General features: G+C 65.0%; 11 protein-coding genes. 3 read left to right on the top strand and 8 right to left on the bottom strand.

From position 1 onward, the window contains the following. Positions 1 to 198: 198 nt before the first annotated feature. The 5 genes from AC07WS_RS29965 to AC07WS_RS29945 form a co-directional block, all read right to left on the bottom strand. Positions 199 to 1,416, bottom strand: coding sequence for an MFS transporter (locus AC07WS_RS29965; RefSeq protein WP_494732578.1), 1,218 nt, complete (start codon positions 1,414 to 1,416; stop codon positions 199 to 201). Between the two features lie 70 nt (positions 1,417 to 1,486). Further along, positions 1,487 to 2,482: a Gfo/Idh/MocA family protein gene (locus AC07WS_RS29960; protein ID WP_494732577.1), complete on the bottom strand. Its 996-nt coding sequence runs from the start codon at positions 2,480 to 2,482 to the stop codon at positions 1,487 to 1,489. A 44-nt stretch (positions 2,483 to 2,526) separates the two neighbouring features. Continuing rightward, the gene (locus AC07WS_RS29955; protein WP_494732576.1) at positions 2,527 to 3,324 is read right to left on the bottom strand and encodes a DUF3025 domain-containing protein; all 798 of its coding nucleotides are present in this window, start codon (positions 3,322 to 3,324) and stop codon (positions 2,527 to 2,529) included. A gap of 3 nt (positions 3,325 to 3,327) precedes the next feature. Beyond that, positions 3,328 to 4,380, bottom strand: a complete 1,053-nt coding sequence (gene pyrC / locus AC07WS_RS29950) for a dihydroorotase (protein ID WP_494732575.1) — start codon at positions 4,378 to 4,380, stop codon at positions 3,328 to 3,330. 73 nt (positions 4,381 to 4,453) lie between these two features. Next, entirely contained in the window at positions 4,454 to 6,439 is a 1,986-nt protein-coding gene (locus AC07WS_RS29945; RefSeq protein ID WP_494732574.1) for an oxidoreductase, read from the bottom strand. A 105-nt stretch (positions 6,440 to 6,544) separates the two neighbouring features. Between AC07WS_RS29945 and AC07WS_RS29940 the strand changes: the two genes are divergently transcribed. Next, positions 6,545 to 7,447, top strand: a complete 903-nt coding sequence (locus AC07WS_RS29940; protein ID WP_494732573.1) for a LysR family transcriptional regulator — start codon at positions 6,545 to 6,547, stop codon at positions 7,445 to 7,447. A gap of 27 nt (positions 7,448 to 7,474) precedes the next feature. On the opposite strand, the gene AC07WS_RS29935 is transcribed toward AC07WS_RS29940, so the two are convergent. After that, positions 7,475 to 8,200: an amino acid ABC transporter ATP-binding protein gene (locus tag AC07WS_RS29935; RefSeq protein WP_494732572.1), complete on the bottom strand. Its 726-nt coding sequence runs from the start codon at positions 8,198 to 8,200 to the stop codon at positions 7,475 to 7,477. A gap of 217 nt (positions 8,201 to 8,417) precedes the next feature. Between AC07WS_RS29935 and AC07WS_RS29930 the strand changes: the two genes are divergently transcribed. Next, a complete protein-coding gene (locus tag AC07WS_RS29930; RefSeq protein WP_494732571.1) occupies positions 8,418 to 9,671 on the top strand; it encodes a dicarboxylate/amino acid:cation symporter in 1,254 nt (417 codons plus the stop codon). 56 nt (positions 9,672 to 9,727) lie between these two features. On the opposite strand, the gene AC07WS_RS29925 is transcribed toward AC07WS_RS29930, so the two are convergent. Beyond that, positions 9,728 to 9,928, bottom strand: a complete 201-nt coding sequence (locus AC07WS_RS29925; protein WP_176363687.1) for a hypothetical protein — start codon at positions 9,926 to 9,928, stop codon at positions 9,728 to 9,730. Between the two features lie 193 nt (positions 9,929 to 10,121). Between AC07WS_RS29925 and AC07WS_RS29920 the strand changes: the two genes are divergently transcribed. Then, positions 10,122 to 11,684 carry a family 43 glycosylhydrolase gene (locus AC07WS_RS29920; protein WP_494732570.1) on the top strand — a complete coding sequence of 521 codons (1,563 nt, stop codon included), beginning with the start codon at positions 10,122 to 10,124 and terminating at the stop codon, positions 11,682 to 11,684. Here AC07WS_RS29920 and AC07WS_RS29915 read toward each other — a convergent pair. Beyond that, positions 11,681 to 13,099: a M20/M25/M40 family metallo-hydrolase gene (locus AC07WS_RS29915; protein ID WP_494732569.1), complete on the bottom strand. Its 1,419-nt coding sequence runs from the start codon at positions 13,097 to 13,099 to the stop codon at positions 11,681 to 11,683. The two genes, AC07WS_RS29920 and AC07WS_RS29915, sit on opposite strands and share 4 nt — an antisense overlap.

Below are 13,099 nucleotides of genomic sequence, written 5' to 3'. Positions count from 1 at the left end.
TAGAGCTCGTGTCCGAATGTCAGACTTGACCCCCAGCCCACGGCACAGGCCGTGTCCGAATGTCAGACTTGACCCCACCCTAAAAGCACAGGTAGAAGCGGTTGGCGAGGTCCAGCAGGAAATCCGGCGTCAGGTAGGCCATGAACACCAGCGCCAGCACCACAGCGCCGGCTGCGCGCAGCAGCCAGGTTTTCATCGTCAGGCCGCCTTCAAGACGCCGCGTTCGATGGCGCGCTCGTTGATCGGCAAATTGATCAGCCCCGCCATCACGCTCAAGCCGATGGCGATGCCCCAGACGATGTCGTAGCTGCCCAGCTTTGCAAACAGGTAGCCGCCCAGCCATACGCCGACGAAGCTGCCCACCTGGTGCGAGAAGAACACCACACCCGCCAGCATCGACATGTGCTTGACGCCGAAGATGCCGGCGATGATGCCGTTCGTCAGCGGCACCGTCGACAGCCAGATGAATCCTATCGCCGCCGCAAAGACGTACACCGAGTACGGCGTCAATGGCGCCAGCAGGAACAGGCCGATGATCACCGCCCGCGCGAAGTAGATCGACGACAGCAAATAGCGCTTGGGGAAGCGCCCTCCCAGCTTGCCCGCGTAGTAGGAGCCGAAGATGTTGAATAAGCCGATCAGCGCCAGCGCCATCACCGCCACGCCCGGACTGGCGATGCCTTTGTCCTTCAGGTACGCCGGCATGTGCACGCCGATGAACACCAGCTGGAAGCCGCACACGAAATAGCCCGCCACCAGGAATAGGAAGGAGCGGTTGCCCACCGCCTCGCTCATCGCTTCGCGCACGCTTTGCTGCGGGCCGGAGCCGTGTTCCACCGCAGGCTCGCGCAGGTGGAAGGCCATCGGCACCATCAGCAGCACCACCAGGCCGGCCAGCAGGTAGAAGGCACTCTGCCAGCCCACCGCGGAGATCAGCTGCTGCTCGACCGGCATCATCAAAAATTGGCCGAAGGAGCCGGCCGCGCCGGAGATGCCGAACGCCCACGAACGTTTCTCCGCCGGAGCCACGCGGCCGATGATGCCGCTGACCGCGCCGAACGCGGTACACGCCAGCGCCAGGCCTATGAACACGCCCGAGCCGATCACGAACATGGTCGGATCCTTCACCAGCGCCATCCACGCCAGTCCCGCCATGTAGCTGAAGGCGCCCACCACCACCACGCGCATGGTGCCGAAACGGTCGGCCGCCATGCCTGCGAACGGGCCGAAGGCGCCCCACAACAGGTTCTGCAAGGCCAGCGCCAGCGAATAGGTTTCACGCGTCCAGCCGTTGGCTTGCGAGATGGGCTGCATCCAGAAGCCGAAGCCGTGGCGCACGCCCATCGCCAGCGTCAGGACGACGCCACTGGCCAGCAGGACGGTTTTCAATGAGGGAGAACGAGTGGCGACGAACATGATAGGAACCCGATTGTGAAAACGACATCCGGCGATTCTAACCAGTTCCCGCCGCTCCTGCTTGATACCCCTACTGATCGGCGCTGTATTTCAAGCCGATCTGCGCGCGGATGTCGTCCAGCGTGCCCATGATGGACAGCGTTTCCTCGTGCGGCATCACCGGACTTTCGATCAAGCCGGCGCGGATGCAGCGCCCCACTTCCTGCGCTTCGTGCGTGTAGCCGTTGCCGCTGCGCGGAAGGTTGATGGTGCGCTCGCTGCGCGAAGCCCCGTCCACCAGCGTGACGGTGAGGGTCTCGGTGTTGTGGAAGCGGTCGTGCAGGCGCACGAAGCCCTTGGTGCCGGAGATGGTCAGCTCGGTCGGCGTGCGCGAACGCAGGCTGCACGCGCACGACGATACGCCGCCGTCTTTGTGCGTTAGCGTGAACGCGGTCTGCATGTCGACGCCGGTGGCGGCCATTTCCGCCTGCGCCATCGCGCCAGTCACGGGACCGAGGAAGAACGACGCCATCGACAAGGGATAGATGCCCAGGTCCAGCAGCGCGCCGCCACCCAGCTCCGGCGCGAACAGGCGATGCTCCGGCCCTGCGTCCGAGGTGAAGCCGAAGTCCGCGCTGACGTTGGCCGGCACGCCGATCTCGCCGCTGTCGACGATGCGCTTGGCCTCCACCACTGCCGGCATGAAGCGCGTCCACATCGCCTCCATCACGAACAGCTTTTTCTGGCGCGCGAGGTTGATGATGTCCTCGGCCTGGCGGCGGTTCATGGTGAACGACTTCTCCACCAGCACGCCCTTGCCGCCGTGGAGGCACATCAGCGCGTTCTCGTGGTGCATGGGGTGCGGCGTGCCGATGTAGATCACGTCGACCTCGGGATCGTCCGCCAAGGCCTGGTAACTGCCGTGGCAGCGCTCCGCGCCGTATTCGGCGCCGAAGCTGGTAGCGCTATCTACGCTGCGCGAAGCAACGGCGGCCAGCTTGGCGCCCGGGGTCTCCTGCAAGGCGGTGGCGAAAGCCTTGGCGATCTTGCCGGTGCCGAGTATCCCCCAGCGAATTACCTGCGTCATGGCGTGCTCTTTCTGCCGCGTCGGCGGCGAAGTCGGTTAAAAATCTATTTTACCGCCGGTGCGCGTTTGGGGCGGAACACCGTTGCATCATTGTAGAAGGCGTCGTCCTGCTCCGGCCACCAGCCAGGAACGCCCAGCGCCTGCATCGGCGTGAAGTCGGCGGTGCTCAGGCCATGTTCGGCCAGTTCCTGCGCCACCTTCGCGTCGATCCAGTGGCGGCGGGCGTCGTGGTCCATGGCGAAGAAGTCGTCGCCGGCCACCACCACGCGGGTGTGCGCGGTGATCGCCTTGCGCGGCGCGACCAGCTTTTCCATCAGCGCGTGGCCGAACAGCCAGACTTGCGCGTCCGGCCCGAAGCTGGCGCGCTGCTCGACGAAGGCGGCGCGCCATTGATGGTCGCGCAGCGCGGCCGTCAGCGCGTGGCCGGCGGCGCTGTCCCGCACCACCAGCAGGGCGGCGTTTTCGTCGAAGATGGTGGCGCCGTCGCGCGCCGGGCCGCGCGATTTGCCGACGCCGTCGCGCGCGATCTGCGCCGCCTGCAGGGCGTTCAGCTGCACTTTGATGCGCGGGAAGCTAAGCCACACAAGGCCGTTGAAGAAGTCGTGCAGATTGTCGCGCGTGGGCACGCCGCCGGTCGCGCCGATGAAGGCTTCATACGCCGTACCATCCGGCAGCGATTCCTGCGGTACGAAATGGATCGGCAAGTCCTGGTGGTTGCGCAGGCCCAGTGCGGCGGCTTGCGCGTTGAACGTGTCCATGAAGGGCACATCCGCCGAGAGGTGGCCGGCCGCGGTGCGTATCGAGTCGTACCAGGGGCGCGGCCAGTCTATCGCTTGCAGCACTGCTTATACCATTTTCCAGTTGATGGTTTCGCCGGCGTTGAGCGGCACCACTTGCTGGTCCGCCAGCGGCAGGGTTTCCGGCAGCGTCCACTGTTCGCGCTTGAGCGTGATGGTGTCGGTGTTGCGCGGCAGGCCGTAGAAGGCCGGGCCGTTGAAGCTGGCGAAGGCTTCCAGCTTGTCCAGCGCGCCGGCGCGTTCGAAGGCTTCGGCGTACAGCTCCATCGCGTGCAGCGCGGTGTAGCAACCGGCGCAACCGCAGGCGGCTTCCTTGGCGCCCTGCGCGTGCGGCGCGGAGTCGGTGCCGAGGAAGAAGCGCTCGTCGCCGCTGGTGGCGGCGGTGACCAGCGCCAGGCGGTGTTCTTCGCGCTTGAGCACCGGCAGGCAGTAGTAGTGCGGACGGATGCCGCCCTTGAAGATGTCGTTGCGGTTGTACAGCAGGTGATGCGCGGTGATGGTCGCGGCGATCGGGCCTTCGGCTTCGGCCACGTATTGCGCGGCGTGCTTGGTGGTGATGTGTTCGAAGACGATGTTCAGCGCCGGGAAGTCGCGGCGCAGCGGGCGCATCACGCGCTCGATGAAGACGGCTTCGCGGTCGAACAGGTCGATGTCCGGGTCGGTGACCTCGCCGTGGACCAGGAAGGGCATGCCCACTTCCTGCATCGTCTCCAGCGTCTTGTAGCAGTTGGACAGGTCGGTCACTCCGGCGTCCGAATTCGTGGTGGCGCCGGCCGGGTACAGCTTGACCGCGTGGACGATGCCGCTTTCCTGCGCGCGCAGGATCTCGTCCGGCGGCGTGTTGTTGGTCAGGTAGAGCGTCATCAGCGGTTCAAACTTCATCCCGGCTGGCAGGGCCGCCATGATGCGCTTGCGATAGGCCTCGGCGGCGGCGGTGGTGGTCACCGGCGGCTTCAGGTTGGGCATCACGATGGCGCGGCCGAACTGGCGGGCGCTATGCGGCAGCACGCTGGCCAGGGTGGCGCCGTCGCGCAGGTGCAAATGCCAGTCGTCGGGACGGGCGATGGTGATGCTGTCTGGGGTGTGTTCGAGGTCGGACATGGCGGCGGACTTTCAGGCTATCAATGACGAATACCGCCATTTTACCTCCTCGCGCCGCCATGGACAGCCGCGGTCAGAAGCGGATCACCGTCTTCCCTGCGCCGTGGCCGGTTTTGTTGCGCTCGATGGCGGCCGGCGCCTGGTCGGCGGTGACGACCTCCGCGACCACCACGGTCAGCTCGCCGCTGGCCGCCTGCGCCGCTATCCGCGCCAGCAATGCGCCATCGGGATGCATGGCGTGCCAGCTGCCACGGCGCCCTTCCGGCACGCGCGCCGCGATATCCGGCGCGGCGATGCTGACGATACGCCCCCGTGGCGACAGCACCTGCCACGAACGGTCCAGCGTTTCGCCACCAACCAGATCGAACACCAGGTCGACGTTCTTCGCCACATCCTCGAAGCGCGTGGTTTTGTAGTCGATCACTTCATCGGCGCCGAGGCGATGCAGCAGATCGGCATTGCGTCCTTGTGCGGTGACCAGCACGCGGACGCCGGCCTGCCTGGCGAATTGCACGGCATAGCTGCCGACGCCGCCGGCGGCGCCATGGATCAGCACCGTCTCGCCGCGCTGCAGCTGGCCCGCTTCAAACAACGACTGCCATGCCGTCATCGAAGCGACAGGAATCGCCGCGGCGGTGGCGTCTTCCATGGCTGCCGGTATCGGCGCCAGCTTGGACGCGCCGACCGCCACGTAACCGGCGTAGGCACCCAGGCCGCCCAGCGCACCGAATACACGGTCGCCGACGGCGAAGGCATCCACGCCCGCACCAAGCGCGATCACCTCGCCGGCCAATTCAAGGCCCAGCGTGGCGGGCAACGGCAGCTGGAAGACATCCTTGACCAGGCCATCGCGGATCTTCCAATCGAGGCCGTTGACGCCGGCGGCGGCAACCCGCACCAGCACCTCGCCCGGACCCGGCTGCGGCATCGGCACCTCATCCCAATGCATTACCTCCTCGCCGCCGTAGGCGTGGATGCGCAGTGCGCGGTTGGAGGCGGCATCGGCCAGCGCCGGATAATCGATATAGCCCTGCGCCCCCGGCGCATAGAACAACGCCGGATTCGGCGTGTTGAGCGGCGCATTCAACTCGAAGCGGCGCGGCAGGTCCGGATTGGCGAGGAAGGCGCTGCCATAGGCCACGGCGTCCGCTTCGCCGGCCGCGATGCGCTGTTCGCCGGACTCGCGGGTCTGGCCGCCGCCCAGGATGTAGGCGCCGTTGAACAGCGGACGCAACGCGCCATGGTAGTCATACTCCGCCTTGAACTTGGCCACATGCAGATAGGCCAGGCCGAGCGGCGCAAGCTGGCCCACCAGGTAAGTGAAAGTCTCCACCGGCGTTTCATCCTTGATGTCGTTGAAGCCCATCTCCGGCGATATCTTGATGCCGACCCGGTCGCTGCCCGCCTCCGCGATCATCGCATCGAGCACCTCCAGGATGAAGCGTGCGCGGTTGGGAATCGAGCCGCCATACTGGTCGCCGCGCCGATTGCTGCCCGACGACAGGAACTGCTCCGGCAGATAGCCCGACGCCGCATGCAGTTCAACACCATCGAAGCCCGCCTCCAGCGCGCGCCGTGTCGCCAGCCGGTATTCGGCGACGATGTCCGCCACCTCCGAAGTCTCCAGCGCACGCGGCGTGACGAAATCGGCCATGCCGTTGGCGGTGAAAGACTGCCCCGCAGGCTTGATGGCGGAAGGCGCCACCGGCAACGCGCCACCGGGCAGCATGCTCGGATGCGAGATGCGGCCGGTGTGCATCAGCTGCATGAAGATGCGGCCACCTTCGGCGTGCACCGCCTCCGCCACCGGCTTCCATGCCGCGACCTGCTCGTCGGTGTGGATGCCCGGCGTGCGCACATAACCTTTGCCCATCGCGCTGGGGAAGACGCCTTCGGTGACGATCAAGCCGGCCGTGGCGCGCTGGCGGTAGTAGGTGACGGCCAGTTCGGACTGCACGCCGTCCGCATCGTTGGCGCGCGAACGGGTCATGGGCGCCATGACCATGCGGTTGCGCAGGGTGTAGCGGCCGATTTGCACTGCTGTCGATAAGGTGTTCATGGAGAACCTCGCTAAGTGAGTGAATGTGCAGCCATCATCCATTGATTCCCCATTGGGATAAATAGCTTAAAATGAAATCACTGATCCACTGATGGAGCAATCGAAATGTCACTCTTATCGAGCATGGAACTATTCGTGGCGGTCGCCAACGCCAGAGGGTTCAGGCGCGCGGCCGAGACGCTGGACATGCCCAATTCCACGCTGTCGCGCCGCATCTCGGAGCTGGAGAGGGACATCGGCGTGCGCCTGTTCCACCGATCGACCCGCAAGGTCGAGCTGACCGAGGCCGGCCAGGCGTACTTCCGCCGCTGCGAAAGCATCGTCGCGGAAGCGCGCATCGCGCACGAATCGCTGCAGGAACTGGCCGAACGCCCCAGCGGCACGTTGCGGGTATCGATGCCGGTGGACCTGGCGATCTCCTACCTGGCGCCGTCGCTGAAGGCCTTCGGCGAACAGTATCCGCAGATCGATTTTGAAATGGACCTGACGCCGCGCCGCGTCGACCTGGTGACCGACGGCTTCGATTGCGCGATCCGCATGGGCACACCGCCGCCGACGCCGTCCACGCTGATCGCCCGGCAGGTCGGCCTGTTGCCACGCTATCTGTTTGCATCGCCGGCCTATCTGCGCGGCGCGCCGCCGCTGAAACATCCCGACGACCTGGCCAGGCACCAGTGCATGATCCAGTTCCCCGGCGGCGGCAAGGCGCAGTGGACGCTCACTTCGCGAAAGAAGACGGTCACCGTCAACGTCGGCGGGCGTTACACCGCCAACAACGTCAGCATGTGCAGGAAGATGGCGGCATTGGGCATGGGCATCGCGATTTCCGCCGGTCCCGAAGCGCTGGAGGAACTGGAACGCGGCCAGTTGCAACGCGTGCTGCCGGAATGGGATTTCGCGCCGATACCCGTGTATGCGATCATCGAATCGCGCCTGATCCCGTCGCGGGTGCGGCTGTTCATCGATTTCGTGCAAGCCAGCCTGAGGGGGTACTCCGCGCCCCTGTAGGCGCGCGCCTGCGCTTGAGAATATTCATTAGTGAATAATTCGGGCGAGAAAATCGCGCGCCCGTTCCGAGCGGGGGGCGCCGAAGAATTCGTCCTTGGCGCAATCCTCCAGGATGCGGCCCTGGTCCATGAACAGCACGCGGTTGGCCACCTTCTTCGCAAAACCCATCTCGTGGGTCACCACCATCATGGTCATGCCCTCCTGCGCCAGGCCGACCATCACGTCCAGCACCTCGTTGACCATTTCCGGGTCCAGCGCGGAGGTGGGCTCGTCGAACAGCATGGCGATCGGGTCCATCGACAGCGCCCTGGCGATGGCCACGCGCTGCTGCTGGCCGCCGGAGAGCTGGCTGGGGAATTTGTCCTGCTGCGCCAGCAGGCCGACCCGGTCCAGGTAGCGCTGGCCGCGCGCGGTCGCCTCGTCCACGCTGCGGCCCAGCACCTTGACCTGGGCCAGGTTCAGGTTGTCGCGCACCGATAAGTGGGGGAACAGCTCGAAATTCTGGAAAACCATGCCGATGCGCGCCCGCAAGGCCGGCAAATCGGTGTTTTTGTCGCCGACCGAGACGCGGTCGACGGTAATTCGCCCCTGCTGGAACGGTTCCAGCCCGTTGACCGTCTTGATCAGCGTCGATTTGCCGGAGCCGGAGGGCCCGCAAATCACCATCACATCGCCCTTCGCCACGCTGGTGGTGCACTCTGCCAGCACCTGGAATTGGCCATACCACTTGCTGACGTTATTGATTTCAATCATATACACGCTGAATAAAATAGCCTGTCCGAACCCACGTGGGTACGGCTCTACATGCGCTTGACAGCGCCTCTGCCCACAAGGATACTGCGGAACTTGCCCATAGTTTCATCAGCCGGACCATAAAATACCGGTTGCAGCCAATGCAGAACACCAGCAGCGGCGGACACCCCGCCCTCTGCGCAGGCCCAGAGAGACACTACCACAGGAAGCTCATAACATGCATAAACAAAGCCGATTGACCACCTACATCCTCGTCGGACTGGCGCTGGGTATCTTCGCCGGTTACCTGGCCAACATCAACCTGGCCAAGCCGACCGAATTCGCCGACTACATGTCGCTGATCACCACGCTGTTCCTTCGCCTGATCAAGATGATCATCGCGCCGCTGGTGTTCTCGACGCTGGTCTGCGGCATCGCCAAGATGGGCGACGCTTCCGAGGTGGGCCGCATCGGCATCAAAACGCTGGGCTGGTTCTTCATCGCCTCGGTGATGTCGCTGAGCCTGGGCCTGGTGCTGGTCAACCTGTTCCGCCCCGGCGACGCGCTGCTGGGTCACATGGCCGCCACCACCGCCAAGTCCGACCTGGTGGTGTCCGGCCTGACGCTGAAGGAATTCGTCACCCACCTGGTGCCGGCCTCCATCGTCGAAGGCATGAGCAAGAACGAGATCCTGCAGATCGTGATCTTCTCGCTGTTCTTCGGTTCGGCCGCCGCGGCGGTCGGCGAGAAGGCCAACGTCATGGTCAGCGCGCTGGACGGCGTGGCCCACGTGATGCTCAAGGTCACCGGCTACGTGATGCAGTTCGCGCCGATCGCCGTGTTCGCGGCGGTGTCGGGCGTGATCGCCAAGAGCGGCCTGGGCGTGCTGTCGACCTACGGCGTGTTCATGGCCGAGTTCTACCTCGGCATCGCGCTGCTGTGGACTCTGCTGATCTTCATCGGCTTCGTCTTCCTGAAGGGCCGCATCTTCGGCCTGATGAAGGAACTGCGCAGCCCTGCGCTGCTGGCCTTCTCGACCGCGTCGAGCGAGGCGGCCTATCCTAAAACGCTGGAAGGCCTGGAGCGCTTCGGTGTGCGCAACCGCCTGGCTGCCTTCGTGCTGCCGATCGGCTACTCGTTCAACCTGGACGGCTCGATGATGTACTGCACCTTCGCCACCGTGTTCATCGCGCAGGCCTACGGCATCGAGATGTCGCTGGGCCAGCAGATGTCGATGATGATGGTGCTGATGCTGACCTCCAAGGGCATGGCCGGCGTGCCGCGCGCCTCGCTGGTGGTGATCGCCGCGACGCTGGGCCAGTTCAACATTCCGGAGGCGGGCATGCTGCTGTTGCTGGGCATCGACCACTTCCTCGACATGGCGCGCTCCGCGACCAACGTCATCGGCAACGGCGTGGCCACCGCGGTGGTCGCCAAGTGGGAGGGCGAACTGGCCGCTCCCGGCGATGTCGAGCTAGTCAAAGCCGCGTAAGCAACGCTGGCAAATGGAAGAAAGCCACCTCGCTCAGTGAGGTGGCTTTTTTTTCGTCACAGCCAGGTGCGCTTGCCCTCTGGCTTGGCGCCCATCTCACGCAATCTGCGCCGCAATCGCGCGTTGTCCGCAAGGACGCACACCAGCATCACCAGTGTGAGGATGCTGAACGCCTCATTGCCAAAAAATCTGAAGAATAACGCCGCACCAGCTGCGCAAACCAAGCCGGCAATCAATAGCATCAAACCATCTTTCATCGACTTCTCCTTGTTTGCAAGACTCGACGCTCATTATGGCAGATCGCATGACGTGCCATGCGCGGCCTCACAGCAAGCAAACGTCACTTTTTCGGCTACGCTGAATCGTTACGCGGTTTGGTGAGATTTGCAATTGCGCCCGGCCGGACGCTCATGCACCATCAACGCATAATTTTGCATCGATGGAGACCGCATGACCTCATCCCGCCGCACGGCGCTCAAGACGATATTGGCCGGCGCGTCGATCGTGCCACAACTGACCCACGCGGCGGGCCCGAAATGGGGGCGCGGCGTCGAAGGCCAGCGCAAGGCCGACCTGGGCAACGGCACCTACCTCAATCCCATCCTGTCCGGCGACCATCCCGATCCCACCATCCTCAAGGACGGCGACGATTACTACATGACGTTTTCGTCCTTCCTGTCCTACCCCGGCGCCGTCATCTGGCATTCGCGCGACCTGGTGAACTGGGAACCCATCGTCGCCGCACTCACCAAACCTATCGGCAGCGTGTGGGCGATGGACCTCGTCAAGCACAACGGCCGCTACTTCATCTACATCCCGGCTGAGGGCAGCATCTACGTCATCTGGGCCGACAACATCCGCGGCCCGTGGAGCGACCCGGTCGACCTGCACATCGACGCCATCGATCCCGGCCACGCGGTCGGCGAGGACGGCAAGCGCTACCTGTTCGTCAACGGCGTGCGCCGCATCGGCCTGACCGACGACGGCCTGGCGACGGTCGGCACGCTCGAAAAAGTCTACGAGCCGTGGCGCTATCCGTCCGACTGGGTGGTGGAGATGTTCGCGCCCGAAGGACCGAAGCTGTTGCGCCGCAACGGCTGGTACTACCTGGTGCTGGCGGTCGGCGGCACCTCCGGCCCGCCGACCAGCCACATGGTGATCGCCGCCCGCTCGCGCTCCATCCACGGGCCGTGGGAGAACTGCCCGCACAATCCGCTGGTGCGCACCCGCAGCGACAGCGAGATGTGGTGGTCGCGCGGCCACGCCACGCTGGTCGAAGGCCCCGCCGGCGACTGGTGGATGGTCTACCACGGCTACGAGAACGGCTACCGCACGCTGGGCCGCCAGACCTTGCTGGAGCCGATCGAATGGACCAGCGACGGCTGGTTCAAGGCCAAGGGCGGCGACCTGTCATCGCCGCTGCCGATGCCGAAGAAAGGCAGCGCAGTCCCGCACGGCCACGCCTGGTCCGACGACTTCACGCAGGACCGCTTCGGCATGCAGTGGAGCTTTTTCAATCCGGGTCCGGACGAGATGCGGCGCGTGCGCCGTGAAGCCGGCAGCCTGACCATCGCCGGCAAGGGCGCATCGCCGGCCGACTGCTCACCGCTCACCTGCATGGCCGGCGACCGCAGTTACGAAGCCACCGTCACGCTCGACATTTCAGGCGCAGGCCATGGCGGCCTGCTGCTGCACTACAACGAGCGCATGTTCGTCGGCATCGGCTTCAGCGCCACCCACATGCGGACCTACCACTACGGCCAGGAGCAAAGCTGGATGCGCGAGAAGATGGCCGTGTCCACGGTGCGCATCCGCGTGCGCAACGACCGCAACATCGTCACCTTCTGGTATGCGCTCGGGGCCGGCGACTGGGTCCAGCATCCGTGGCAGATGGAGGTGTCGGGCATGCACCACAACGTGTTCGGCGGCTTCCTCAGCCTCAAGCCGGGCGTCTACAGCGCCGGCGAGGGCGCTGTACGCATGCGCGATTTCCGCTACCGCGCACTAACCTAGTTCTGGCCGGCGTAGATCTTCACCAGGTCGTACAGGAAGCTGCGGCCCTCCATCAGCGACTGCACGCCGATGTATTCGTTCAGGCCGTGGATGTTGCCCAGGTCCGGCGTCAGGAAGATGCCGCTGATGCCGTAGGTCGGAATGCCGGCCGCGTTGAGGAACTGGCCGTCGGTGGCGCCCGATTGCAGGATGGGCAGCACCGGCACGCCGGGCCACATCTTCGCGGTCAGCTTCTCGACCGGCTCCATGATGGCGCGCGTCAGTTCAGGCGGCGCCGAGTTCTCGCCACGGATCTCCAGCGTCTCCACCTTCACCGCCGGATCGCCGATGGCCTTGACCAGCGCCTCGCGCACCGCCTCCTGCGTCACGCCGGGGAAGATACGGCAGTTGATGTTGGCGCGTGCGCGCTGCGGCAGCGCGTTGGTGGCATGGCCCGCGTCAAGCATGGTCGCCACGCAGGTCGTGTGCAGCATCGCGCCCCAGCTGGTGTTGCGCTCAGAGATCAACGCCACCGCCTTGGCATCGCTGGGATTCTTCACCACGGCCAGCATCGCCGCCGCCACGTCCTTATGGCCTTCGTCCGACTGGATCTTCGACATGCCCTTCAGGTAGCCACGGCTGCCATCGGCCAGCTGGATCGGGAAGGTATAGCCTTCGATCTTCTTCAGCGCGCCGGCCAGGTGGTAGATCGCGTTGTCCTTCTGCGGACGCGAACTGTGGCCGCCACGATTGGTCACTTCCAGCCGGTAGTTCTGCGACACCTTCTCGCCCGCCTGCACCGTCATCGACACGCGCCTGCCCGCCGCATCAAGCTCGCCGCCCGCGCCTTCGTTGATGGCGAAGCCGGCGTCGATCAACTCCCGGCGATTCTTGGTCAGCCACTCGGCGCCGTTGAAGGCGCCGCCGGTCTCCTCGCCGCAGGTCAGCGCCATCTTCAGCGTGTGGCGCGGCACGTAGCCCTCGGTCTTGAAGCGCACCAGCGTGTCGGCCCAGATGGCCGCCTGCGCCTTGTCGTCCAGCGCGCCGCGCGCGTAAAACTTGCCGTCTTCCTCGATCAGCGTGAATGGATCGCGCACCCAGTCCTCGCGCTTGGCCTCGACCACGTCGATGTGCGCCAGCAGCAGGATGGCTTTCGCCTTCGGATCACTGCCCGGCATCACGGCCACCAGCCCGCCCTCCTTCGGATGCGCCGGATCGGCGAACAGGTGCAGCTGCGAATCGGCGAAGCCCGCCGTCTTCAATCGCGCGGCGACGCGTTCGGCGGCCAGCGTGCAGCTGCCCGACGACAGCGTGGTATTGGTTTCGACCAGCTCCTTGTAAAGGGCGCGGAACTTCTGCTCCGTGGGATCGGCGTGCGCGCTCTGCACACAAGCCATCAAGACAGTTACCGCACCCAACACAAATCGAGACTTCAT

Source organism: Duganella sp. GW821-FHT01E12 (assembly GCF_059422325.1).
The sequence above is the reverse complement of the archived record's forward strand: the minus strand, read 5'-3'. Positions and strand labels throughout refer to the sequence as shown.